Origin of the sequence: Arthrobacter sp. UYCu511, assembly GCF_040547105.1 — a bacterium.
Lineage (GTDB): Bacteria > Actinomycetota > Actinomycetes > Actinomycetales > Micrococcaceae > Specibacter > Specibacter psychrochitiniphilus.
The window spans coordinates 317,301-340,960 of record NZ_JBEPPB010000001.1 but is presented as its reverse complement, the minus strand read 5'-3'; the positions used below and the strand labels follow the sequence as shown (position 1 = coordinate 340,960).

23 protein-coding genes are annotated in these 23,660 nt (G+C 59.9%); 11 read left to right on the top strand and 12 right to left on the bottom strand.

Translation table 11 applies throughout. From position 1 onward, the window contains the following. Positions 1-8: 8 nt before the first annotated feature. Positions 9-2,648, top strand: a complete 2,640-nt coding sequence (pepN, locus tag ABIB48_RS01555) for an aminopeptidase N (RefSeq protein ID WP_354211550.1) — start codon at positions 9-11, stop codon at positions 2,646-2,648. Here pepN and ABIB48_RS01550 read toward each other — a convergent pair. The 7 genes from ABIB48_RS01550 to ABIB48_RS01520 form a co-directional block, all read right to left on the bottom strand. Next, on the bottom strand, positions 2,645-3,730 hold the full coding sequence (locus ABIB48_RS01550) for a tellurite resistance/C4-dicarboxylate transporter family protein (protein ID WP_315915637.1): 1,086 nt from the start codon (positions 3,728-3,730) through the stop codon (positions 2,645-2,647). The two genes, pepN and ABIB48_RS01550, sit on opposite strands and share 4 nt — an antisense overlap. After that, positions 3,709-4,791 carry a lipoate-protein ligase LplAB gene (gene lplAB / locus ABIB48_RS01545; RefSeq protein WP_110106207.1) on the bottom strand — a complete coding sequence of 361 codons (1,083 nt, stop codon included), beginning with the start codon at positions 4,789-4,791 and terminating at the stop codon, positions 3,709-3,711. The genes ABIB48_RS01550 and lplAB overlap by 22 nt, the downstream gene beginning before the upstream one ends. A gap of 99 nt (positions 4,792-4,890) precedes the next feature. Further along, positions 4,891-5,145, bottom strand: coding sequence for a type B 50S ribosomal protein L31 (locus ABIB48_RS01540; protein ID WP_110106206.1), 255 nt, complete (start codon positions 5,143-5,145; stop codon positions 4,891-4,893). A 95-nt stretch (positions 5,146-5,240) separates the two neighbouring features. Beyond that, positions 5,241-5,702 (bottom strand): peroxiredoxin, encoded by a 462-nt coding sequence (locus tag ABIB48_RS01535; RefSeq protein WP_110106205.1) that lies wholly within the window; start codon positions 5,700-5,702, stop codon positions 5,241-5,243. Between the two features lie 36 nt (positions 5,703-5,738). After that, positions 5,739-6,548: a TrmH family RNA methyltransferase gene (locus ABIB48_RS01530; protein WP_110106204.1), complete on the bottom strand. Its 810-nt coding sequence runs from the start codon at positions 6,546-6,548 to the stop codon at positions 5,739-5,741. Next, positions 6,545-7,324: a sulfite exporter TauE/SafE family protein gene (locus tag ABIB48_RS01525; RefSeq protein ID WP_110106203.1), complete on the bottom strand. Its 780-nt coding sequence runs from the start codon at positions 7,322-7,324 to the stop codon at positions 6,545-6,547. The genes ABIB48_RS01530 and ABIB48_RS01525 overlap by 4 nt, the downstream gene beginning before the upstream one ends. A gap of 18 nt (positions 7,325-7,342) precedes the next feature. Beyond that, a complete protein-coding gene (locus ABIB48_RS01520) occupies positions 7,343-8,128 on the bottom strand; it encodes an ABC transporter ATP-binding protein (RefSeq protein WP_315915636.1) in 786 nt (261 codons plus the stop codon). A 159-nt stretch (positions 8,129-8,287) separates the two neighbouring features. Here ABIB48_RS01520 and serB point away from each other — a divergent pair, with 159 nt between their 5' ends. Continuing rightward, on the top strand, positions 8,288-9,202 hold the full coding sequence (gene serB, locus ABIB48_RS01515; RefSeq protein WP_354211546.1) for a phosphoserine phosphatase SerB: 915 nt from the start codon (positions 8,288-8,290) through the stop codon (positions 9,200-9,202). Between the two features lie 133 nt (positions 9,203-9,335). Here the strand turns inward: serB and ABIB48_RS01510 are convergent, their stop codons facing one another. Next, positions 9,336-10,076, bottom strand: a complete 741-nt coding sequence (locus ABIB48_RS01510; RefSeq protein ID WP_110106201.1) for an SDR family oxidoreductase — start codon at positions 10,074-10,076, stop codon at positions 9,336-9,338. A 244-nt stretch (positions 10,077-10,320) separates the two neighbouring features. Further along, positions 10,321-11,055 (bottom strand): beta-ketoacyl-ACP reductase, encoded by a 735-nt coding sequence (locus ABIB48_RS01505; RefSeq protein WP_110106200.1) that lies wholly within the window; start codon positions 11,053-11,055, stop codon positions 10,321-10,323. A 137-nt stretch (positions 11,056-11,192) separates the two neighbouring features. Here ABIB48_RS01505 and ABIB48_RS01500 point away from each other — a divergent pair, with 137 nt between their 5' ends. From ABIB48_RS01500 to ABIB48_RS01485, 4 genes are read left to right on the top strand one after another with little or no spacing between them, the layout of a single operon-like run. Then, positions 11,193-11,699: a DUF3099 domain-containing protein gene (locus tag ABIB48_RS01500; RefSeq protein ID WP_354211543.1), complete on the top strand. Its 507-nt coding sequence runs from the start codon at positions 11,193-11,195 to the stop codon at positions 11,697-11,699. Then, the gene (locus tag ABIB48_RS01495; protein WP_373366682.1) at positions 11,696-11,953 is read left to right on the top strand and encodes a hypothetical protein; all 258 of its coding nucleotides are present in this window, start codon (positions 11,696-11,698) and stop codon (positions 11,951-11,953) included. Before ABIB48_RS01500 ends, ABIB48_RS01495 begins: the two co-directional genes overlap by 4 nt. Before the next feature lie 16 nt (positions 11,954-11,969). Continuing rightward, positions 11,970-12,863: an SURF1 family cytochrome oxidase biogenesis protein gene (locus ABIB48_RS01490; RefSeq protein WP_354211542.1), complete on the top strand. Its 894-nt coding sequence runs from the start codon at positions 11,970-11,972 to the stop codon at positions 12,861-12,863. A 39-nt stretch (positions 12,864-12,902) separates the two neighbouring features. After that, positions 12,903-13,406 (top strand): YbaK/EbsC family protein, encoded by a 504-nt coding sequence (locus ABIB48_RS01485; protein WP_354211540.1) that lies wholly within the window; start codon positions 12,903-12,905, stop codon positions 13,404-13,406. A gap of 64 nt (positions 13,407-13,470) precedes the next feature. Here ABIB48_RS01485 and ABIB48_RS01480 read toward each other — a convergent pair whose 3' ends face one another. Continuing rightward, complete coding sequence (locus tag ABIB48_RS01480; RefSeq protein ID WP_354211538.1) at positions 13,471-15,069, bottom strand: ABC-F family ATP-binding cassette domain-containing protein; 1,599 nt, start codon at positions 15,067-15,069, stop codon at positions 13,471-13,473. A gap of 122 nt (positions 15,070-15,191) precedes the next feature. Here ABIB48_RS01480 and ABIB48_RS01475 point away from each other — a divergent pair, with 122 nt between their 5' ends. From ABIB48_RS01475 to ABIB48_RS01465, 3 genes are all read left to right on the top strand, one after another. After that, positions 15,192-15,848 (top strand): biotin transporter BioY, encoded by a 657-nt coding sequence (locus tag ABIB48_RS01475; RefSeq protein WP_354211536.1) that lies wholly within the window; start codon positions 15,192-15,194, stop codon positions 15,846-15,848. A 92-nt stretch (positions 15,849-15,940) separates the two neighbouring features. Further along, positions 15,941-16,636, top strand: a complete 696-nt coding sequence (locus tag ABIB48_RS01470; RefSeq protein WP_502914095.1) for an energy-coupling factor ABC transporter ATP-binding protein — start codon at positions 15,941-15,943, stop codon at positions 16,634-16,636. Then, positions 16,636-17,385: an energy-coupling factor transporter transmembrane component T family protein gene (locus ABIB48_RS01465; protein ID WP_354211534.1), complete on the top strand. Its 750-nt coding sequence runs from the start codon at positions 16,636-16,638 to the stop codon at positions 17,383-17,385. Before ABIB48_RS01470 ends, ABIB48_RS01465 begins: the two co-directional genes overlap by 1 nt. A 55-nt stretch (positions 17,386-17,440) precedes the next feature. Here the strand turns inward: ABIB48_RS01465 and ABIB48_RS01460 are convergent, their stop codons facing one another. Together ABIB48_RS01460 and ABIB48_RS01455 are read right to left on the bottom strand one after the other, a co-directional pair. Further along, positions 17,441-18,724 carry a thiolase family protein gene (locus tag ABIB48_RS01460; RefSeq protein ID WP_354211532.1) on the bottom strand — a complete coding sequence of 428 codons (1,284 nt, stop codon included), beginning with the start codon at positions 18,722-18,724 and terminating at the stop codon, positions 17,441-17,443. Continuing rightward, positions 18,705-20,141 carry a class I adenylate-forming enzyme family protein gene (locus ABIB48_RS01455; RefSeq protein WP_354211531.1) on the bottom strand — a complete coding sequence of 479 codons (1,437 nt, stop codon included), beginning with the start codon at positions 20,139-20,141 and terminating at the stop codon, positions 18,705-18,707. Before ABIB48_RS01455 ends, ABIB48_RS01460 begins: the two co-directional genes overlap by 20 nt. 115 nt (positions 20,142-20,256) lie before the next feature. Between ABIB48_RS01455 and ABIB48_RS01450 the strand changes: the two genes are divergently transcribed. After that, the gene (locus tag ABIB48_RS01450) at positions 20,257-21,861 is read left to right on the top strand and encodes a MutS-related protein (protein WP_354212009.1); all 1,605 of its coding nucleotides are present in this window, start codon (positions 20,257-20,259) and stop codon (positions 21,859-21,861) included. After that, entirely contained in the window at positions 21,858-23,471 is a 1,614-nt protein-coding gene (locus ABIB48_RS01445; protein ID WP_354211530.1) for a MutS-related protein, read from the top strand. The genes ABIB48_RS01450 and ABIB48_RS01445 overlap by 4 nt, the downstream gene beginning before the upstream one ends. Positions 23,472-23,660: the final 189 nt, after the last annotated feature.

Here is a 23,660-nt window from a genome sequence, read left to right as displayed (position 1 = left end):
ATGAATTGGTGTCCAATGAAAATCTTTTGCGTAGTGAAGCCGCCCTCCGGAAGTCCTTCCTCACCGTCCATGGCTACGATGTAGCACTGGATCTTAGCGAAGCGGAAGACCTTGCCGTTCCTGGCTTCGCGAGCCGAACCACTATTAGCTTCGCGGCTGACATGTCCGCCCCCGGAGCATCACACACTTTCTTGGACTTCATAGGTTTATCTGTTGAATCGGTGATCCTGAACGGGCACCACTTACCCGTAGCCGAGGTGGTTGACGGGGCGCGGATTATCCTGCCCGCCCTAGCCGCCCAGAACGAGGTAGTGGTGAGCGCCACGGCCGCCTACTCCACGAGCGGCGAGGGACTGCACAGGTTTGTGGATCCCGCGGACGGTATAACCTACACCTATACCCAATACGAGCCGGCTGACGCCCGCCGCGTTTTTGCCAATTTTGAGCAACCCGATCTGAAGGCCCCCTTCACCTTCCATGTCACGGCACCAGCGCATTGGCTGGTGGCATCCAACCAAGCCGTGGCCAACAAGACAGTGGCTACAAAGACAGCGGCGGGCGCTGAGCTAAGCCGCTGGGATTTTGCCCCCACCTTAGCGATTTCCACATATATTACAACCGTACTGGCCGGACCGTACTTCAAGGCAGAAGATCATTTCTCCATGGTTTTCTCTCCCGAGAGCAGTCATGCCGGCCTGCAGATGAACATCCCCTTGGCCGCTTATTGCCGGGCGTCACTGGCGAGCCACTTTGATACCGAGGCCATTTTTGCGGTGACCAAGTCCGGGCTGGCATACTTCAACGAGCTCTTCGACTATCCGTACCCCTTCGGCAAGTATGATCAGGCGTTTGTGCCCGAATACAATCTCGGCGCCATGGAAAACCCTGGTCTGGTGACTCTCACCGAGGCCTATCTGCACTCCTCCCGCGCCACAGACACCGCGTATCAGCAACGCGCCAATACGATCATGCACGAGATGGCGCACATGTGGTTTGGCGATCTTGTCACGATGGCGTGGTGGGATGACTTGTGGCTGAAGGAGTCCTTTGCCGACTATATGGGCCACCTCGCAGTTGCGGAGGCCACCGATTGGGGTGAGAAGTCCTGGACCATGTTCGCCAGCCGTCGCAAGGCCTGGGCCTACACTCAGGACCAGCTGCCTACAACACACCCCATCCTCGCTGACATCGCGAATCTGGAAGCCGCCAAGTCCAACTTTGACGGCATCACCTACGCAAAGGGTGCCTCCGTGTTGAAGCAACTCGTGGCGTACGTGGGCAGGGAGGCCTTCATCGCCGGCTCTCGCGAGTATTTCAAGAACCACGCATACGCCAACACGTCGCTGCAGGACCTGCTAGTCCCGCTCAGCAAGGCATCGGGCCGCGACCTTCAGACCTGGGCAGCCCAGTGGCTTGGCACCTCGGGCATGTCCACGCTGGTCCCGGATCTGGATGTTGACAAGGGCGCCGTGACGTCACTGTCCATCACACAAACAGCCTTTGATCCGTTGACCGGCAGTGTGGCCGTGCGCCCCCACCGCCTTGACGTTGGCTTTTTCACGTACGACGCCGGTGCCCTGGTCAGGAGCGCCTCGTTCGCTGTCGATGTGGTGGGCGCTAAGACGCAGGTGCCAGAGGCCACAGGGTGCCCTGCCCCTGACCTGGTCCTTCTCAATGATGGGGACTTGAGCTACGCCAAGGTTCGGTTGGATGCCGGCTCACTGAGCACGGCGCTGACGGGGGTGGGCCGCATAGTTGACCCATTGGCCCGCAGCCTTGTCTGGTCTGCGTTGTGGAACGCCACACGGGATGCCCTGTTGCCCGCAGCCGTGTATCTGCGTACGGTGGTGGCTCATGCTGGTGGCGAGGCCGACACCAGCTTGTTGCAAACCCTGGCAGAGAATGCCCTGTACGCACTTGAACACTTCTGCCCCATCCGTGACCGTGACGGGGCTGGGGAACAGTTGCATTCCGGTCTCAAACAGCTCCTACAGCAAGCCGCCCCCAGCAGTGATGAACAGCTGGTCTGGGCCCGTACGCTGGCCTTGTTGGGCCGGAGCAGCGATGAGCTCAATGAGCGCAGCCGGGAACTTCTGGCTGGGGTGAACGTGCCGCCGGGTCTTGTAGTGGATGGGAGCTTGCGCTGGCTGCTGTGGCAACAACTTGCCGCGCGCGGGAATGCTACGCGCGCCGAGTTGGATGCCGAATTGGCACAGGACACCACGGCGGAACACCGGGCCAACCATTGTGCCGCCGTCGCGGCTCTGCCAGTCGCTGAACTTAAAGCAGAGCGCTGGGCGGAGGCTGTGGAGGGCAAGGAACTGAGCAACGAGCTCCTCAGTGCCACGATCGCAGGTTTCATGGTGGGTGAGGCCGTGTTGTTGGCGCCGTTCACTGAGCCCTACTTCCAGTCTATTGAGGATGTATGGCGTAGTCGGAGCCTGGAAATTGCCGGGCGCATTGTGGGCGGGTTGTTCCCTTCGCGCCAGGATTTGGCCGCCGGCACCAGCCCGGAACACCATCCCGTGGTGCACCGCACGGACACGTGGCTGGCCGGGCATGCGGATGCCCCGGCAGGGCTACGTAGAATTGTGCTGGAACAGCGGGACCAAATGCTCCGTGCGCTGAGGGCGCAGGCTGGGGCCTAACCGGCGGGATTCCCACGCCGCACCCAGCGGATAAAGGTCAGCGTCATGCCGAGAAGAACTGCAAGCCAGGCTGCCACGGCCGTCCACGTGGCCACGTTTCCCAGCCAGGCAACAAGGGGCATGTGGTTGACCGTGCCAAAACGGTAGGTTGCCACAGCGAACATGCCCAGGGGAAACACAATGGACCACAGCGCCGTTGAGTAGCGCAGGGGTTCGCGCCGCACCGCATGCCGCCAGAAACCGAAGGCCACCAAAAGGGGAACCCACCACAAGCCAAAAGCCCACAGCAGATAGCTGATGCCGCCCACGGTGGGGCCGGCTACGTGGATGACGGGCACCTCTGCTGGCAGGTGCAAGATCATAGAACCGGCCAGGACGGTGATAGCCGTGGCCCCCATGAAGATCCAGTTGGTGGGCACAATCCCGCCATGGTTCTCACCGCCCGTGAGCAGACGTAGCATGACGAGGGTGGTGAGCGTCAAATAAAGCATGATGCCAATGCCCCAAAACGCCACCGCCGCATCGCTTAGGAACCGTACTTGACTGCCACCGGTGGCCAGGGACGCCGCCACCATGGCCAGTGACTGGGTGGAAACCACCCACAGGAACCAGGTCCCATCCACGGGCAGCAGGCGTGGGCGCAACGTCTCACCAATTTCGGTGCGCAGCATCATGGACAGCGGCACACCATAGGCCAGAAAAAGCCACAAGGGAATACTCATGGCAGCCATGACCCACGTGACGGCTGGCGCCACGGGGTGGAAACCCACACCCACCACGTTGATGGCCGCAACCATGGTCAGATATCCGAAACCTCTGTGGGGGTCACGGAAGTCAATCACGGCGTCGTTGGTATGGATCACTAATCTGCCCACCAGTCCAACAAGCAACACCAGAAGAGCGCCAACGGCCATCCACAGCAGTGCTCTTGCAGCTAGGCCCCATCCCGCATCAAGTAGAGCCGAGGAGACTATGCCGGTAGCCATGACAAAGGCAAAGGCCGCTGGTGGCTGATTGGGCCAGGCACCCTTGATACGGGAGCTCACACGGGCAAGGGCACTCATGGAACCCGGTTCAGCCATTCCTCTGTGCCAAATTTACTCTCCACCCTGCGTGCTGCTTCCGCCAGTTCCGCCTCGGTCAGCAGGGCTGGGCGGGCGTCATAACGCGCGCTAAACGTTGCCGCCATGCGTTCTAGAATTTCCTGCCGGCTCATGCCGCTTTGGCGGCGCAGCGGATCCACCCGTTTCTTGGCCGAGCGGGTTCCCTTATCCGAAAGTTTTTCCTTGCCAATCCGCAACACCTGCACCATTTTGTCTGCGTCAATGTCATAGCTCATTGTCACATGGTGCACCATGGCGCCATTGCTGAGCCGTTTCTGGGCTGCACCACCAATCTTGCCCTTGCCCGTGGCAATGTCATTGAGGGGCACATAAAACGCCTCAATTCCCATGGATTCAAGGGCGGCCAAAACCCATGCGTCAAGGAACTTGTAGGAGTCCTCAAAGTTCAGCCCGTCCACCAACGTCTGGGGCACGTACAGGGAGTAAGTGATGCAGTTTCCGGCCTCCATGAACATGGCGCCACCACCGCTGACCCGCCGCACCACCTTGATACCGTACTTTTCGACGCCGGCCGGCTCCAATTCGTTGCGCACGGACTGAAAGCTGCCAATCACCACGGATGGCTCGTCCCAGTCCCAAAAGCGCAGGGTGGGATTGCGGCGCCCCGCACCCACTTCCTCCGTCAATACCTCATCTAATGCCACGTTGAGGGCCGTTGGCAAAATGGTTGGGGCGATGACGTCCCACTCGTGATCGAGCCAGCTCGTTGCTTTCGTCAGCGCCCGGCGGAGCGTGATGGCTACGGCCTGGGCGGAGAAACCAAAGAGCACGGCCTCCGGGGGCAGTGCTGCCGTGATGGCATTTGCCAGCGCATCGGCAGAAAGGTTGGCAGGCAAGCCGTTCAACGCGGCGTTAATGTCATCAAGTGCCTCGTCAGGTTCCAGGAAGAAGTCGCCGCTGACGTGTACATCCGCTAGCGTCTCATCAATGACGCGGCAATCTACCACCACCAATTTGCCGCCGTGAACCTTATATTCACCATGCAGTTCAGAATTTTCACCGTGCAGTTCAGAAGCCATGGCTCTATCTTCCCAAGCTGGCGGGGGGAAGCGCAAAAAAGGCAGGGCCCGCACTTTCCGTGCGGACCCTGCCTTAGAAAAAACTGTTGGTAAGAAGTATTACTTCTTGCCGAAGCCTGCGAAGCGAGCGTTGAAGCGCTCAACACGGCCGGCGCTGTCCATGATGCGCTGCTTGCCCGTGTAGAACGGGTGCGACTCGGAAGAGATTTCAACGTCGATGACGGGGTAGGTGTTGCCATCTTCCCATTCGATGGTCTTCTTGGACGTCGCGGTGGAACGCGTCAGGAACTTGGTACCGGAAGCCAGGTCGTTGAATACGATGGCTTCATACTTCGGGTGGGTGTTCTGCTTCACAATGAACCTCAGAATGTTATTGCCTGGATTTTGCCAGACGGATGAATGTTATGGTCACGAGGACCAGCTAGAAACTTTACCGTCTCAATCCCATTTCACCAAGCCCGCTGTGACAAAGCCTCAAGTGCGCTGTTCGCGTGCACGTCCATGTTGGTTTCACTGGAAATCTGAAAACGCAAGATTCGGTTCGAATCAACAATAAACGTGGCCCTTTTAGTGGGAAGCGCCTTCGCCAGCAAACGCCTGCGGACACCAAACACATCCGCCACCGCGCCGTCCCGGTCGCTCAGAAGTGGGTAGTCAAAGTGGTTCTTGTTCGCAAAATCGAGCTGTTTGGCCACTGAGTCGGTACTGATACCCACCAGTGAGGCACCTGCTGTTGCAAATTCCTGCTGCAGGTCCCTGAAATGGCAGGCTTCCTTGGTGCAGCCGCCGCTGCTGGCCAGGGGGTAAAAGAAAATTACCAAGGGACCTTCTGCGGTGAGTTCAGTAAGGCTACGAACTTGACCGTGCTGGTCGGAGAGTTCGAAGTCGGGTACTTGCTCGGCTATCTTCATGGTTCAACACTACCCGCGCATGGCTTCTGGGGGCGCTTATTGCCGGCGCGGGTCCGTGGCGAAAAAGGCAACGGCGCTAGCGGCAGCCACATTCAGTGAGTCCACTCCTGCATACATGGGGATCATGACTGCATGGTTGACGGATGCCAGGGTTTCAGGACTGAGCCCATACCCTTCGCTGCCGAGAATGAGAGCCAATTTTGCTTCGTTGCGCGCCGCGAGTTCATGGATGGACAGCGAATCCGGCTCCAAGGCCAGCGCCGCCGTCGTAAATCCGGCCTCATGCAGCACGTCCAGGGCGCCTGGCCCCTCTGGCAGGCGGGCCCATGGGATTTGAAAAACGGCACCCATGCTCACGCGAATGCTGCGCCGGTATAGAGGGTCTGCGCAACGCGGGCTGATGAGCACCGCATCCACACCCAGGGCGGCGGCGGAGCGGAAGATTGCCCCAATATTGGTGTGATCGCTGATGTCTTCAAGGACGGCTACCCGGCGCGCCCCTGCCAGTAAGGAGCCGATCTCCACGGGTGCGGGACGGTGCATGGCGGCCATGGCTCCGCGGTGGAGGTTGATGCCTGTGATTTCCTCCAGCATGGCCCCGGTGCCCACAAACGCGGGGACGTCAGGGTGCGCTTCAAGGACGTCAAGTACCTCGGGCATCCTTTTCTCCGCGAGGAAAAAGGAGCGAGCCTGGTGTCCGGCAGCGAGAGCGCGGCGCACCACCTTAGGGCTTTCGGCAATATACAGGCCCTCGGCAGGCTCCTTGACCTTGCGCAATTGGACGTCCGTGAGGGAAACGTAGTCACTCACACGGGGGTCGTTGGCGGTTTCGAGATGGATGATCATAGGGCTAGGAGTTTCGCAATCATGAAGTAAAGTGCCACCAGGCCCAGCGTAACAATGACGGAGCGCAGTACCAGCGGCGGCAACTTGCGCCCGATCTTTGCGCCGATGAACCCGCCAATCAGTGAACTGACGGCGATTAAACCGACCACCACCCAGATGATTTTCTCCGGCGCAAACAGCAGGTAGGAGATTGCCGCCACAACGTTGACCGTCAGTGAGAGCACGTTCTTGACGGCGTTGGCGTTTTGCAGGGTTCCGGACATGAAAATCCCCAAGATTCCCACGAGCAGCACACCCTGCGCCGCCACAAAGTAGCCGCCGTAGACGCCAGCCAAATAGACCAGGATCATCATGGCTAGATCATGGGAACGGGCTGAGGGGTTTGACTCGCGGCGCGCCTTGATGACCGCCTGTAAGCGAGGCTGGAAAATAACCAAAAGCAGTGCCAGCACAATCAACAGCGGCGCCACCACGGAGAACACCGTTTCAGGAAGGTGCAGCAGCAGGTAGGCGCCGGTGATTCCACCCAGCAGCGAGGCGGGCATGAGGCGGGCAAGGTTGCGCCCCATGCCTAGCAACTCGTGACGGTACCCCCACGTTCCGGAGATTCCCCCAGCGATCAGGCCCATAGCGTTGCTGACAACAGCCATGACGGGGGCAATCCCCAGCGCAATCAGGATTGGGAAGGTGACGAGCGTGCCGGAACCAACAACTGTGTTGATGGTTCCGGCCCATAACCCGCCCAGCAGGATCAAGAAGGAATCGAGCGTATTCACCGTTTGGTACTACGCCGGTTAGTTGCGAGCAGTCGCCGTGTAGCGACCCGCGTTACTTGTTACAGACAGTGGCAGGCCAAACGTGGCGCTGAGGTGTTCTTCCGTGAGTACTTCGGCCAACGGGCCTTGGGCCACTACGGCGCCCTCACGCAGCAGCAGCGCGTGCGTGAAGCCCGGAGGAATTTCTTCTAGGTGGTGGGTGACCAGAACCGTGCTCGGGGCCAGGGGGTCCGCGGCCAGTTCGCTGAGCCGTTTCACTAGGCTTTCACGTCCGGCAAGGTCAAGGCCGGCACCTGGCTCATCCAGGAGCAACAGTTCGGGATCGCTCATCAGGGCTCGTGCAATCTGGACACGCTTGCGCTCACCATCACTGAGGGACGCGAACGGACGGTTGAAGAAGGTGGAGACACCCCACTGATCCAAGAGATTGAAGGCACGGCGTTCGTCGTCGCGCTCGTAATCCTCCCGCCAGCGTCCGGTCACACCGTAGGAGGCGGTGACCACCACGTTGAGGACCTTCTCATGCTCCGGAATCTGGTGCGCCAGTGCGGCAGAGGCCACACCAATGCGGGGACGCAGTTCAAAGACGTCAACTGCGCCCAGCACTTCGTCGAGGATGCCAGCCACACCCCGGGTGGGGTGCATACGGGCACCAGCAATTTGCATGAGGGTGCTCTTCCCGGCACCGTTCGGTCCCAGCACCACCCAGCGTTCGCCCTCAGCAACCCGCCAATCAATGTTGTCCAACAGTGTTTTGGTGCCGCGGACTACGCTGACACCGGCCAAACCCAAAACTTCATTCATAACTAGTGAGCCTAGGGCACGGAAGGCGGCCAACGCTAACCGGACCAACGCTGCCGAGCCCTTCATGACAACGCTGATTCCAACTGTTGGCAGGCATCTGGCACAGGATTCGAACCCTGGACGTTTGGGGCCAGCTCTTGATTGGCTAGAATACTTCTCATGCCCTCCACATTTACTGCTGTCAGCTATGGCCAAACGCTCTCCCCCAAGACTCTGGCCTCGGTCAAAACAATCCTGGCCGAGCACGGCTACACCGTTGCCGTGGAACGCATGGAAAGCCACTCCGGATTCGAAGCTGCCATTTTTGAGCTGGGCGCACTCGAACCCAGTGGCACCACTGAGGCCCAAGGAGCGGCACGTATTGCCCGTCTGCGCGCAGCTCTCGCGGAAGCCTCACAAGAAGGCATCAGCACCGCCATCGTGCCTGATTCGCTGCGGGCGGCGAAACGCAAGTTCATCATCATGGACGTAGATTCGACTCTGATTCAGCAGGAAGTCATTGAGCTGCTAGCAGCCCATGCCGGGACGGAGGCGGAGGTTACCCGTGTCACGGAAGCTGCCATGCGGGGAGAGCTGGAATTTGAGCAGAGCCTGCACCACCGGGTTGCCACTCTCGCCGGACTGCCCGAAAGCGTTCTGGCCGATGTGGGCCAAAAGATCAAACTCTCAGTCGGTGCGCAACGGCTGGTGACCGAGGCGAAGGCTGCAGGGCATGTGGTGTGTGCAGTATCCGGGGGCTTCTCCCAAATTTTGACACCCCTGGCCGAAAGCTTGGGCTTGGATCACGCCCTGGCCAACGATCTGGAAATTGTTGACGGATACTTGACCGGGAAGGTCAGCGGGGCCGTGGTGGACCGAGCAGCCAAGGCCGTTCAACTCCGGGCGTGGAGTGCAGAAGCGGCCATCCCCGGACAGGCCACCATGGCCATTGGTGACGGCGCCAATGACCTGGACATGATGGCAGCAGCCGCTCTGGGCGTGGCTTTTAACGCCAAGCCCGCCGTGCGCGCCGCGGCCGATGCCCAAATCAACATCGCCAACCTAGATGTTGCACTGGTCCTGGCCAACATCTAAAACCAAGCAATAGTTCATCAAGCAGACGGTTCCGGCCCAACATAGTTCCGGCGCCACAACAGCAGCGGTCCCCCGGTTTTCGCCGGAGGACCGCTGCTGTTTTTTGTTCTCGAGCCTGAAATAGGCTCCGCTGCTACTTGAAGTAGTCTGCGCCGCCCACGTATTCCGTGTGACCCGAGGGGACATCGGCCGTGGCCATGGCAGCGATCTCAGCCGCAAATTCGGCAACTGTGTACAGCCTGCCGGCTTCCGCGCGTCGTGCTTCGATGGCACCCGGGTTGGCACGGTCCAGCAAAGTTGCTGTCACGGTGCCTTCAATCATGTCCCCCGAGACAACTACCAAAGAGATGTCTTCCGCAGCCAAGTTAGGAATGAAGGCACGCAAGGCGTCTTCTCCGGCACGCTTGCTCTTGGCCACCGGCTCATATTCGGCCATGGTGGGGACAGTTTCAATGAAGTGCGCCTGGTGGCTTGTGACAAATACCACGCGAGATCCGGCGGGAAGTACCGGCATGGCCGCGTTGAGCAGGTTGACCTGCGCGTCGCGGTTGAGCTGCAGAGCGTAGTTTTCCGCCATACCGGCTTCCATGCCGCCTGAGGCGTTCAAGACCACCAAATCCAGTGAACCGAAGTTCTCCAAGGCCGCACTGACAAGAGCCTGCACCCCTTCCTGGGTGGTGAGGTCAGCGCCAACGGCCACGGCCCGTCCCCCTGCCTCCACAATCTGGGCAACTACCTTGTTGGCGCGCGGCGCTTTCTGGCGGTAGTTGACCACAACGGCTGCACCCTCAGCAGCCAGGAACTTGGCTACATCAGCGCCTACGCCCCGTGAAGATCCGGTGACAATGGCTGTCTTTCCATCGAGCTTTCCCATGCAAGTTTTCCTTTTTTCTCATGTTTGCCTGCCTTGCGCCGGCTGCTGTCTTTCGCTCCCGCGCAGGCTTACTCTTGTCGAATCTTAGCGTTGACCTAACGTACTACCGAGTACGTGCCAAGCATGTGCGAACAGTGTGCGGCTCAAGCAGCCCGTACTGCTGAGCAGACCGTGCCGCTCAAGCAGCCCATCACGTTGAGCAGGCTGTGCCTGTTCAGCCGGGCGGGGCACGCGCCGTCGGGCTTTAGTGGCCCATGCCCAATCCGCCGTCAACAGGGATGACTGCCCCGGAGATGTAGGCCGCCTCGTCGCTGGAAATCCAGCGGACCACATCGGCCACTTCCTCGGCCGAGGCGAAGCGGCCTGCAGGGATGGTGGATAGGTACTGCTTTTGGGTTTCTTCGGGCAGCGCCGCCGTCATATCGGTGCTGATGAAACCGGGGGCCACCACGTTAGCCGTGATCCCGCGTGAACCTAGCTCCCGGGTCAGTGAGCGGGCAATGCCCACCAGGCCGGCCTTGGACGCGGCGTAGTTGATCTGGCCAGGAGAGCCGTAAAGCCCTACCACGGATGAAATCAACACCACACGGCCCTTGCGCATCCGGATCATGCCCTTGGAGGCACGCTTGATCACACGGAACGCACCGGTCAGGTTCGTGTCCACCACAGAGGTGAAATCATCTTCACTCATGCGCATCAAGAGCGTGTCCTTCGTGATGCCAGCATTGGCAACGAGCACCTCAACGGGACCATGGGCGGCTTCTACTTCCGTGAATGCAGCGTCGATCGACGCAGCGTCAGTAACATCCGCCTGGACACCCAGGATGCCCTCGGGTAGTTCCGAAGCGCTACGGAAGGTCACAGCCACCTTGTCGCCATTGGCCAGAAATGCCTTCGCGATGGCCAGACCAATTCCCCTGTTGCCACCCGTGACCAAAACACTGCGAGCCTGCTTTTGCGCGCCTACCGATGCACTCATATATTCCTCCTGAAAGTAAATGATGTGGAAGTTTCACCCTAGTTAAGGAATCCTACGTGAAAGCCGCGGCGGTACCCACTCGAGCTTTTGGTTGTGCACGGCGGCAGTGAGAGAATAAAGAGGTCCCTTGGAGTGTGATGAAAGAACAATCAGCTACACCGAAATTCGGTGCACGCCGGCGCAGCAAGTCCCGCCGCGGCGAACCCAGCACCCCTGTTCAAGCCATTACGAACGCAGCCATCGCCCATAGCGAAGACATGCGTCACAGAATGATTCAGTACTCATTGACCATGGGCATCCGTATGGTCTGCCTGGTTCTTATTTTCGTTTTTGACGGCTGGTTCAAGATCGTCCCCATTGTTGGCGCCGTGGTGCTGCCCTGGGTTGCTGTCATGCTCGCCAATGGTGGAGCGGACACCGTCCACCAGGAAACTGTGGAACTGCTCGATGAGGCTCCCCTCTATGCCGTGACGGACGCAGAGTTCACCACGGACGGCACCGACTCCTCCTCTGAAGGCATCCTCCAGGGTGAGATCGTCCCCGACGACGCGGACACTGACGTAACTGAGCCGGACGCAACAGTCCCCGTCGAGACCACGCCGGATGAAACCACGTCCGATGAAATGGGAGGCCAGGGACCTTGAATATCTTTGACATGCTGGGCGGGGAAGAACAGCCTGAATCGCCTGTGGTGCAAACACCGATTTGTTCCCGCAAGGGCTGCCGCGCCTCTGCTACCACGCAGTTGCTCTGGAACAATCCCAAGATACACACAGAGGAGCGCCGTAAGATCTGGTTGGCCTGCGCCGATCACACGGCTTGGCTAGAGGATTATCTCCAGAGCCGCTTGCTGTGGAAAGAAACACTGCCCCTCTCCCCCACTGCCCTTGAGCCCTAAGGATTCCACCTAGTTCATGAAGACGTACAAGTTTCTGTTGACCAGTAGGTGGTTGGGCTACTTCGCCATGGCGGTGGTCTTTGCCATCGCCTGTGTGGCTCTTGGTAACTGGCAGATGAATCGACGCAACGCTGTGGTTGAGAACATTCACAAGATTCAGCAAAATTATGCGGGTGCAGTGGTGGACTATGCCAATATTGCCGCTAATTTTGATCAGCTGGATCCTGCCAAGGAGTGGACTCAGGTCCGGTTGAAGGGGACTTACCAGAACTCGGACCAGCGGATAGTGCGCAACCGCCCCCTGAATGGCGCTCCGGGTTATGAAGTGTTGGTGCCGTTGACACTCGAGAATGGCGATACGGTCATCGTGGACCGTGGCTGGTTGCCCATTGGTAATAACGAGGCCGGCCATCCGGACACTGTTCCGCAACCGGTACCGGGAGTTGTTGAGGTCATTGCCCGGCTCAAACCTGCCGAGCCCAAACTGGACCGTGGCGCCCCGGAAGGGCAGTTGGCATCGATTGACCTCAAGGAGTATGCCGGGCAGGTGGGGTATCCCATCAAGACTGGTTCCTACGGCCAGCTTGCGAGTGAATCCCCCGCAGCCGCGATTAACCCCGTCGCCTTCCCTGCCCCGTCCATCGACGAAGGCTCACACTTAAGCTACGCCTTGCAGTGGATAGCTTTCGGCATCCTGGCCTTTATCGGCTTCGGCTACGCGGCGCGCATGCAACGCCGTAACGATGACTTCGATGCGTTGGAAGCCGCAGAATCCGGTGTGCCCGTTGAGGAGCTTTACGGCCGCGGTTCAGCGTTCCACCCGCGCCGCCACGTCAAGGTGCGCAAACCCGGTGCCAAGCCCAGCGCTGAGGAAGCCGAAGACGCACTCCTGGATGCCCAGGGCTTCTAGCACCTTGACGAACCCCGGTTCCGGCCTAGGCTAAGAAGCGTGAATGTGTTCCTGCGAAGCGATGCCGCTGCCGAACTGTCCGATCCTGTGGTGGAAAATGTCCGCCGCGCCCTGACAGAGGCTGGGCTCCCCGACACTGTCTTGCTCGTGCCGGATTCCGTCGCCACTGCAGCCACCGCTGCCGCAGTCCTAGGTTGCGAGGTGGGCGCCATCGCCAATAGCCTCATCTTTGAATGTGGCGGGGCACCCCTGCTGATCATGGCCAGCGGTGCTGCCAAGGTTGACACGAAAAAGGTGGCCCGTGAAAACGGGCTCTCCAAGATCAACCGTGCGGGCCCGGACTTTGTGCTCGAGCACGCAGGCCAGCCGGTGGGCGGTGTTGCCCCTCTCGGGCACCCGCAGCAACTGCGCTGCCTCCTCGACACCGAACTACGGCAGTACCCCGTGCTTTGGGCTGGGGCCGGCAGCCATCAGGCCATGCTCTCGCTCAGCTTTGACCAGCTTCTGAGAATCACAGGGGCAAAAGAAACTGCCGTGCGCTAAACCAAGCACACGGCAGTTTCTGCACAGCCGGAACGCTGCGCGGTGGGAACTAGTACGGCGGAAATTATGCCAGCGTGATGAGGTCCAGGTAGTCCTGGTTCCAGAGGTCTTCATCACCATCGGGCAGGAGCACCACACGCTCGGGATCAAGAGCTGCGACAGCGCCTTCATCGTGACTGACAAGTACCACTGCACCCGTGTAGTTCTTCAGTGCGCCAAGAATTTCGGCGCGGCTGGCCGGGTCCAAGTTGTTCGTGGGCTCATCGAGCAGCAGCACGTTGGCGCTGGATGCCACGATGGTAGCCAACGCTAGGCGGGTCTTCTCGCCACCGGAGAGCACCCCTGCAGGCTTGTTGACGTCATCACCGGAGAACAGGAATGAGCCAAGGATGCCACGCACCTCGGCATCGTTCATGTCACCGGCGGCAGAGCGCATGTTTTCCAGAACAGTCCGTGTCACGTCCAGGGTGTCGTGCTCCTGCGCGTAGTAGCCAACCTTCAAGCCATGACCGGCAATAATTTCACCCGTATCCGGCTTGGCCACACCTGCCAGCATGCGCAGCAGTGTTGTCTTTCCGGCACCGTTGAGACCCAGAATGACCACTTTGGATCCTCTGTCGATGGCGAGGCTGACATCCGTGAAAATTTCCAGTGAGCCGTATGACTTGCTCAGACCCTCAGCCATCAGCGGGGTCTTGCCACAGGGTGAAGGATCGGGGAAGCGCAGCGCCGCCACCTTGTCCTGAGCTCGCACGTCTTCTAGCCCCGCTAGCAGCCGCTCGGCCCGCTTAGCCATATTCTGTGCGGCCACAGCCTTGGTAGCCTTGGCGCGCATCTTGTTGGCCTGCTCCATGAGGACGCCAGCCTTCTTTTCAGCGTTAGCGCGCTCCCGGCGTCGGGCCCGCTCATCCGTTTCACGCTGGGCAAGGTACTTCTTCCAGCCAAGGTTGTACTGGTCGATCGTGGCACGGTTGGCGTCAAGATGATAGACCTTGTTGACGGTGGCTTCTAGCAGTTCGGTGTCGTGACTGATCACAATCAGCCCGCCATGGTGGCTCTTGAGGAAGTCACGCAACCAGGCGATCGAGTCGGCATCCAAGTGGTTGGTGGGCTCATCCAGGAGCATGGTCTGGGCGCCGGAGAACAGGATCCTAGCCAATTCCACACGACGGCGCTGACCACCGGAGAGTGTCTTCAACGGCTGGTTCAAGATACGTTCGGGCAGGGCCAGGTTTGAGGAGATCGCAGCAGCCTCGGCTTCGGCAGCGTAACCGCCACCGGCGAGGAACTCCACCTCCAGACGGTCATAGCGGCGCATGGCCTTGTCACGAATGCTGGTGTCATCGCTGGCCATGTCAGCTTCAGCTTTACGCAGCTTCGTAATGACCTTGTCCAAGTCACGGGCGGAGAGAATTCTATCCCGTGCCAGCTGCTCCATGTCAGGGGTACGCGGATCCTGCGGCAGGTAACCAATTTCACCGGAACGGGTGACCTTGCCACCGGCCGGAAGACCTTCCCCGGCCAGGACACGGGTCAACGTGGTTTTGCCGGCGCCATTGCGCCCCACCAGCCCAACCTTGTCACCTTTGTCGATGCGGAATGACACTTCGTCCATGAGCAACCGCGCTCCTGCGCGTAACTCAAGGTCTTGGACCGTAATCAACGTAGTAACCTTTCAAAGAATGGGTAGGTGCCGAACACGCCACCCGCGAGCATAATTTGCTTGCCATGGCGTTGGACAACCTCCTTAGTCTAACGACGTTCAGGCGCTACGAGAATCCCTCCATGAAGAAAGCACGCAGAATGCATCAAACATCACGCAAAGTCACACCAGCAAAAGCACCAGCAAAGGACGAAGATATCCTCCCCATTGCTCTCCCACGGCGGCGCTGGGGTGCCATGGATCTCTCGCTCATCGCAGTCTTTGCCGCCCTGATGGCAGCCTCCATCGCCGTCCCCGGCATCAATGTGGGCCCTTTGGGCGTGGCCATTACCTTGCAAACCCTGGTGGTGGCCCTGTGCGGATTGGTGCTTGGCTTGGGCCGCGGCACAGCAGCCGTAGGCCTGTACGTGCTGCTGGGCTTGATAGGTCTGCCCATCTTCAGCGGTTTCCGTGCCGGCCCGGCCGTCTTGGCCAGCCCCTCAGCCGGCTACATTGTGGGATTCATCTTCGGGGCTGCCGTGATTGGCCTGCTCGCCACCTGGGCTGTGCGTAGCCGGTGGCGCCCCGCCGCACTGTTTATGGCGGCTATGGCCGGCACCGTAGTTATTCACATCAGTGGCATTGTGGGCTTTGTTTTCAAGGGCATGAGCGTCCCGGCCGCCATTGCAGCGGATCTGATTTATCTTCCCGGAGATGTCCTAAAAAATGTTCTCGCCGTGGTGATTGCGCTGAGCCTGCACAGAGCCTTCCCCGACCTCCTGGTCCGCCGCCAACGGTGAGCACCTCCTCAAACTCTGGCGGTGTTTCAAGCAGAGGCGGCGCCCCAAGCCAAGGCGGCGCCCCAAGCCAAGGCGGCGCCCCAAGCCAAGGCATAGTCTTAGCTGACGCTGGGCTGACCCTTGCCCCGGATGATCCTCGCACCCAAGTGGCAAAACAGATACTGGCGCCGCTGACCTTGGAGCTCACCGAAAAACGCATTGCCATTATTGGCGCCAACGGCTCTGGGAAATCAACCCTGCTCCGCTTGCTCAACGGCCTTGTTCTGCCATCCTCGGGAACAGTTCATGTCCAGGGGCGCAATACACGCAGCGAAGCGTCTGCTGTTCGGCGCAGTGTTGGCTTCGTCTTCACTGACCCCTTGTCACAGCTGGTCATGCCTACCCCACAGGAGGACCTTGAGCTCTCCTTGCGCCGGCAAAAACTGAGCAAAAAACAGCGGCAGGAGAAGGCCCTGGACATCCTGGCCAGCTACGGTCTTGACCATCTTGCACAGAGCAGTATTTACGAACTCTCTGGTGGCGAACGCCAACTGACGGCGCTGGCCACGGTGCTGGCCGTTGACCCCAGCATCCTGGTCCTGGACGAGCCCTCCACTCTGCTGGATCTGCGTAATACCCGGCTACTCATGCAACGCCTGAGCACCCTGGACCAACAGATCATCATGTCAACGCATGATCTTGTCCTGGCCGCCACCTTTGACCGAGTCCTGGTCATCGAAGCAGGCCAGGTGGCGTTCGACGGCGCACCCCAGGAAGCCATTGCGGCGTACCGCGAGATGGCAAGCTAGTGCGCGGGCACGCCTTCATGGTGGCCGGGTACGTCCGTGGCTCCTCCGTGATCCACCGCATGCCCCTCGCCGCCAAAGCTGTTCTGCTCTTGGCCGTGGCGGTACTGTGCTTGGCCTCGCCGATGATCTCAACCCTGGTGGGTGCGTGGATTACCACGGCAACGCTGGTGGCTGTCACAGCCGCGCACTTTGTGGCGGGTTTGTCCTGGCTGCGACTGTGGCGTGCCATCCGGATGATGCTGGTGTTCCTGGTACTCATTGCCGCATATCAGTGGTGGCAACACGGGCCTGTGGTGGCGTGGCAGGTTATTGCGGCCATTGTGGCCACCGTCCTGGCCTCCAACATTCTCACCGCCACCACGCCCGTAGACGAACTTCTTGACGGGCTCTCGGCACTGGTCCAGCCCTTGCAGCGTTTTGGCGCCGATCCCGAACGCTTTTCCCTCACGGTGGCCCTGATGCTGCGCAGCATACCGTTTGTCATTGGTGCCTTTGCCGACGTGCGCGACGCCGCCCGGGCCCGCGGCCTGGAGCGCAACTTACTGGCCCGTTCACTGCCCGTGGTGATTGCCACCGTGGCCTACGCACGGGCCACCGGAGAAGCCCTGGCGGCCAGGGGCCTCGGCGATCCCGAACCCTTTGACGTTGCACCCCACTCCCCTGGGCTCCCCGCCAGCGAGCACAACTCCCTCAAGCCCAACACACTCAAGCACGACACACTCAAGCACGACGGCGAATCCCTCCCCTAGCGCTACTGGCGCAAGCGGGCGTGATGAGCGCAAACCCAGTGTTGCAGCCGTAGCCCTAGCGTTGTGGACGCAAATCCACAGTTTGGAAGTGGGCAGCCAGCCCCATCCCCCCTGCCATGCTGAGCATCGCGAAGGCGTCCTGACCGGCGGCCGCCCTAGCCTGGGACCCGGTCTGCAGCGCAGGCTGGGACCTGGCCTCCGGGGTTTGTTGGGACGTTGCCTGCACTTGAGCGAGCAGCCGCGTTACAAGGACAGCCCCGGAGGCGCCGTACGGATGCCCCAAAGCCAACGCACCGCCGTCGTGGTTGAACAGCACCGGGTCCAGATCCAGCAGGTCCGCCACGGCAAGGACTTGGGCGGCAAAGGCCTCGTTGAACTCCACGCGGGAATGGCGCAGCTGTTCGATCCCTAGACCAGTACTGGCAAGAAGAAGCTCCATGGCGCGGGCCGCACCCACTCCCAATAGATTCGGATCATTGCCGGCAACGGCACTTGCCCGAAACGCCAACCCCACACTGGCACCAGTATCTGTATCTCCCGCTGCCACGAGTGTCCTGGCATGCTCCAGCGAGGTGACAACAGCCACTGCAGCCCCATCACTGAACGGGCACGAGTTACCGGCTGTGACGCTTCCGCCCGCAACAAAAGCCGGTGGGAAGCGTGCCATGAGCCTCGCGTTGAGGTTGCCACGGATGCCTTGATCCGCAGCAAGGTCCGCGAAGGGCACAAGTTCGCGAGTAAACGCTGCGTTGCGCTGGGCAGCGAGTGCTCGTGTGTGACTTTCCATGGCGTAGGCGTCTTGCCGTGCACGGGTGATGCCATAGTGGCGGGCCACATTTTCCGCAGCCACACCGGCATCCGGATCCCCTGTTGCCAGCGGGGCGAATTGGGCGCGGTCATAGAACTCCAAGGCGCCCTCTGCGTTCCTATGCGCCCTGGCGGGAGCGGTACTGATACTTTCCACGCCGCCGGCAAGATACAGCTCACCCGCTCCGGCTTGGATCAGACGGCAGGCCAAAATGATCGCTTCCAAACCGGATCCGCACTGCCGGTCAACGCTCAACCCCGGCACACTCTCGGCCAGCCCGGCAGTCAGGGCTGCCAGCCGCGCAACGTTTCCTCCACCACCGGTGGCATTGCCCAAGATGACATCGTTGATGGCCAGCGGGTTGATCCCGGATTTCATCACGAGGTGGCTGATCACCGCTGCGGCGAGATCATGTGCCCTGTGATTCTTATAGGCTCCCCCGGCCTTGGCGTTAGGCAACCGCCTAGCCAGCAGCACCACAGGAGTTCTCCGTGGATCATTGTGTATTCCATCATGTCCGGCGTCTGGCACGGGGGTCTCCTTCTACAATCCATTGGGCCAAGCGCACCCTACTGATCTTGGCGCTGCCTGTCAGCGGTAACTCACCCAGCTCATAGAAATGCGAGGGGCGGTGGCTTGCCGGTAATGAAGCCGCAGCCGCACGCAGAGACGGGAGAATCCCAGCGCTGGCATGGCCCTGCGCTTGGCTCTCTGGATAAAAGGCGGCCACCACCCTTTGCCCCCGGACGGTGTCCGGAATGCCCACCACGAGAATTTGCGCCCCTGAATCAACCCCGCTGCGCAAGGCCTTTTCCACCGCATGCGGATAAACGTTGTTGCCGGCGGTGATGATCATATCGCTGGCCCGCCCGGCTAGGTGGAGGAAACCCTCCGGGTCGATGCTGCCACGGTCGTGCACCGTGTGCCAGCCGTTGTCTCCCAATGCACGGAAGGCGAGCCCGTCATCACCCCAGGCGTAGCCTTGGGCGATATAGGGGCTCTTGACACTGACCAGTCCCACCTCCCCGGCCGGAACTTCCCCGCCGTCCTCGCCGCGGATGCTCAGCTGAACCCCAGGAAAGGGCAGGCCCACCCCACCGCTAGTTACGGCACCGCCGTCAGTGCTTGAAGTGCCGGGAGGCTGTGTGGCTTCAAGAGCTTGCACTGGCGAAGCGGTGACAAAACCGAGCTCGGCGGCGCCGTAGTACTGCTGGATTCTAGCGTTGGGAGCCCACGTCCGTGCCAGCTCTATGACTTCTTGAGAGAGTGCCGAACCGGCACAGAGAATGTGTTGGAGCATTCCCCCGTCCGCACCGGTTGCTAGTGCGCGCCGCACTATGATGTCCAGCACTGCTGGCACTAGCACGAGCCGGTTGACCGCGTGGTCCGTGATGGCTTCTATGGCAGCATCGGCGCTGAACTGTGGGAGGACAACAAGGGTTCCGCCGGTGAACAGAGACTCGCCCAGCGCATAGAGGTTCATGCTTGCAGACAGCGGCCCCGGAGCCAAGGTGCGCGTTGAATCTGAGAGACAAAAGTACCGGGAGCTTTCTTCAAATGATTCCCGCCAGGATGCCGCGTTGCGGAGGAAACCCTTGGGGATGTTACTGGTCCCCGAGGATAGGCCTAGCAGGAAAGGTCGCTCACCGGAGCCGATGTGCCCGGCCCAGGTCAGTGCCAGCTCACGGAGCTGGTGCTGGTGCGTTTGCGGCCATCCGGCGTCGAGCACCATAGCGGTGCGCCCCTGAAAGACAGCGGCGCAAAACTGCACCACCAGCTCTGCACCGGTGGGCTCATTGATGACAGAAATCCCCTGCCGTCCTGGCTGTGGTTGGCTCTGGAGGCTGGCCAGCAACTGGGAATAGCTCATGGATTGCGCCCCGGCAATCACTGCCGGGTGGTCTGGCCGTTGCGTGGCCCACTGCTTGAGCTGGTCTTTGAAAGGCATTTCCTATTATCCTAGGGCGAAAATTCACTCAGCTCTCCTTTATGCCGCTGGACTGTGCCTATCATGGGCACAGAGTTGATGGGCCCTGCTCTTTCGATATGTAGGCGGTGGCGTGATGGTTGTTAGTGGCGAAGTTCCTCGCTCCTTAGCCTTGGGTCATCATGCGCACAGCATCCTTTTCACTGGACGGGTGCCGCTAGGTGTGGATCAGGGTACGCAGCCCGGGTATTTCTCCGATCTGAACCTGGATCAGGTGGTGGCAGCTGTGACCGGCAAAGACCGGTACAGGCTGGGACCTTTCTTCTACCGTCCGTTGCGGGACGTTGATGCGGTGCGCTACCGGCAGGGTGTGTTTGAGGATTTGGAGCGCCGCGAGGTACGCGAGCTGGTGTCAGCGTTCGAGTCCCAGACACTGGTGGCGGACTTCACATACCGCACCCAAGAGATGGCGACGGAGCATCAGGATTACTCTCACTACCACCGGGCGCTGTGGTTCCTCAACGCCGTTGAAAAGTACTGCCAGAGTGTAATGACCTTCTCGGAGGGCCTGCAAACGGTAGGCGTGGGCTCTTTGGGCCTGCTCGGGCTGTCCGACCACCTCCAAAAGTATCTGGCCTCGGCGGCTTTTACCTTGATGCTCTCGGAATCACGGAAACTAAAGGAAGCACTGGATTCCGTGGAGTACGCAATCTTAGTGAAGGGTGACAAGGTCACAGTGGGCCGCTTCGAAGACCAGGCAAATTACAGCGATCAGGTCACTGGAACATTCGAGCGTTTCCAGCAGGGAGCACAGAGCGATTACCGCGACACACGCCCGGACTGGAAGGAAGAAGACTTCGCCAACCTGAATATCTTGGGCATGGTTGCCAAGCTGTATCCAGAATTGTTCGCCGCACTTGATACCTTCTGCCAGCAGCACCATGACTACATGGATGAGACTGTGGCCCTTGCCGACCGCGAATTCCAGTTCTACCTAAGCTACCTGAAGTACATCCGCCCGCTGCGCAAGGCCGGGCTCAACTTCAGCTACCCCCGTGTTTCACTCATAAACAAGGCCGAGCAGGTTCTGGATACCTTCGATCTTGCGTTAGCCGCCCAAATGATCGGCCAGGGTAACACTGTGGTCGCCAACGACATCACTCTCAGTGGGCCTGAACGCATTCTGGTCATCTCCGGTCCCAATAACGGTGGCAAAACCACCTTGGCCCGAACCATTGGCCAGTTGCATCATTTGGCGCGGATTGGCTGCCCTGTTCCGGGGAGGGAGGTGCGTCTGTTCTTGTGTGATCAGATCTTCACCCATTTCGAAAAGGAAGAGGATCTCGCCACCCTGGCAGGCAAGCTACAGGATGAACTGAACCGGCTGCACGCCGATCTGGCCTTGGCTACGCCGGCAAGCCTGATGGTACTGAATGAGGTGTTCAACTCCACCACGGTGGCCGATGCCGTCTATCTGAGTAGCAAAATCCTGCAGCGGGTTACTGAGCTGGACGCGCTGGGAGTGTGCGTCACTTTCCTTGACGAACTCTCCACCCTGAACCACAAGACTGTCAGCATGGTCAGCCAAGTAGATCCCCATGACCCGGCCATCCGCACACACAAAGTTATCCGCATCAAAGCAAACGGGCGAGCCTACGCCCATGCCATTGCGGATAAATACGGGTTGACCTACGAGAGAATAGCAGCCCACCGTGGCACCGAGGAGGCAGGGTCATCATGAAGGCCCTGCTGATGTTCAAGGACCAAGACTTTCAGATAGACGCTGACCTTTTGGAATCCTTGGAAAGGCCTTATGCCCGCCGCCAAGGCCGCGTGGATGAGCCACTCATCGGTCAGCAAGACCTGATTTCCGATCTCGAACTGGAGACCCTCTGGCATGCGATGGCACTTGATGACCCAGTGATCTATGTTGCGGCCCGTTCCGCCATGCTCACCGGCCTGAGCAATGTGGAGGCGATCCGCTACCGCCAAGCGGTACTTACTGATGTGTTGGCGCAGCCTGAGCTAGTCCGCGAGTTTTACAAACTGGCGGTGCAGGCCATCGTGGAGGAGCGGAAAATATTCCACAACAATTTCTTCATGACGCACAACAGCTCCTCCCTGCTGCATACCTCGATCACCAGAGCCGAAACATTCCTTCCCTTGCTCAGCCGATTGCGGACACTCACCGAAGAGAATGCCAACCTGTTTAACTCTGAAGGGTTTACCCGATTCTTCGAAACTGTCCGCCGTGAGTTGGACGAGGACTACTTCGATGAGATGCGCGAGCACCTGCGCTACCTTCGATTCAACGACGGTGTTCTGATGAGTGCCAGCCTTGGCACAGGTGGTCAAGGCATAGAGTACGTTCTGCGATCCCCGCAGCCAGACAACCGCCGCTTCCGGTTACGGCACTCTATGCTTGGCAAGCCCACCTACAGCTACACCGTGGCACCACGTGATGAAGCCGGAGGAGAAGCACTGGGCCGGCTTCGGGACCGCGGAGTAAATCTTGCTGCGAACGCACTAGGACAATCCACAGACCATATCCTCAACTTCTTCACCTCCCTACGCAACGAACTCGGCTTCTACCTGGGATCCCTAAACCTCCACGAGCAACTCTCGGCCAAGGGCGAACCGGAATGCCTACCCGATCCCCACCCGCTGGGAAGTAACGTTTGGAGCGCGCAAGCCTTATTCGATCCGTGCCTCTCTCTGCGTGTGCGCGGGCGGGTGCAAGGCAACGAGCTCAGAGCAGAAAACAAACCGCTGCTGATCATTACAGGCGCCAACCAGGGCGGGAAATCAACGTTTCTGCGCAGCCTTGGTCTGGCACAAATCATGATGCAAGCGGGCATGGCTGCCCCCGCTGAATCATTTTCTGCCACAGTCACCACTGGTGTGTTCACGCACTACAAGCGTGAGGAGGACGCCACCATGACAAGTGGGAAATTCGACGAAGAGTTGGCACGGATGAGCTCCCTCGTCCCGGCGATGGCTCCTGGCGCCATGCTTCTGTGCAACGAGTCATTCGCCGCCACTAATGAGAGGGAAGCTTCCGAGATTGCGGACGGTTTTATTCACGCCATGAGGGACATCGATATCAAGATGGTGTTTGTCACCCACCTCTACACCCTTGCCCACCGCTACCACCAGGAGCATACGGACACCACCGTATTCCTCCGTGCCGAACGCGGCACGGACGGGCAACGACCCTTCCGGCTCATCCCCGCAGCACCGCTACCCACCAGCTACGGCAAGGACCTCTACCAGCGCACCTTTGCCGATACAGAGGGCGAAACTGCTGATGGAGATGGTGCTGGAAGGCGAACGGACCAACCCAACGACTGACTCCCTGGTGGGATGCTGAAAGTCTCGGCAGAACCGCTTTATTCCTCAGGCCGCTTCCGGATCCCTCCAGCGAAGATGAGCACGGCCCAGCCACCGTACTTTGGGTCGAAGCCGGCGCGGGCGGCGGTGCCTTCTTGCCACAACCGCTCGGCCTCGCTGAAGGCGGACCCAGCTGCCTTTTCTTCGTTG

Excerpts from the sequence above, each read along its gene's own strand:
- ABIB48_RS01505 (WP_110106200.1), bottom strand. The coding sequence starts at position 11,055 with ATGAGTGCATCGGTAGGCGCGCAAAAGCAGGCTCGCAGTGTTTTGGTC.
- ABIB48_RS01500 (WP_354211543.1), top strand. The coding sequence starts at position 11,193 with ATGAAAGAACAATCAGCTACACCGAAATTCGGTGCACGCCGGCGCAGC.
- ABIB48_RS01450 (WP_354212009.1), top strand. The coding sequence starts at position 20,257 with ATGGTTGTTAGTGGCGAAGTTCCTCGCTCCTTAGCCTTGGGTCATCAT.
- ABIB48_RS01535 (WP_110106205.1), bottom strand. The coding sequence starts at position 5,702 with ATGAAGATAGCCGAGCAAGTACCCGACTTCGAACTCTCCGACCAGCAC.
- ABIB48_RS01510 (WP_110106201.1), bottom strand. The coding sequence starts at position 10,076 with ATGGGAAAGCTCGATGGAAAGACAGCCATTGTCACCGGATCTTCACGG.
- serB (WP_354211546.1), top strand. The coding sequence starts at position 8,288 with ATGCCCTCCACATTTACTGCTGTCAGCTATGGCCAAACGCTCTCCCCC.
- ABIB48_RS01490 (WP_354211542.1), top strand. The coding sequence starts at position 11,970 with ATGAAGACGTACAAGTTTCTGTTGACCAGTAGGTGGTTGGGCTACTTC.
- ABIB48_RS01520 (WP_315915636.1), bottom strand. The coding sequence starts at position 8,128 with ATGAATGAAGTTTTGGGTTTGGCCGGTGTCAGCGTAGTCCGCGGCACC.
- lplAB (WP_110106207.1), bottom strand. The coding sequence starts at position 4,791 with ATGGCTTCTGAACTGCACGGTGAAAATTCTGAACTGCATGGTGAATAT.
- ABIB48_RS01445 (WP_354211530.1), top strand. The coding sequence starts at position 21,858 with ATGAAGGCCCTGCTGATGTTCAAGGACCAAGACTTTCAGATAGACGCT.
- ABIB48_RS01455 (WP_354211531.1), bottom strand. The coding sequence starts at position 20,141 with ATGCCTTTCAAAGACCAGCTCAAGCAGTGGGCCACGCAACGGCCAGAC.
- ABIB48_RS01550 (WP_315915637.1), bottom strand. The coding sequence starts at position 3,730 with ATGGCTGAACCGGGTTCCATGAGTGCCCTTGCCCGTGTGAGCTCCCGT.
- ABIB48_RS01475 (WP_354211536.1), top strand. The coding sequence starts at position 15,192 with ATGAAGAAAGCACGCAGAATGCATCAAACATCACGCAAAGTCACACCA.
- ABIB48_RS01530 (WP_110106204.1), bottom strand. The coding sequence starts at position 6,548 with ATGATCATCCATCTCGAAACCGCCAACGACCCCCGTGTGAGTGACTAC.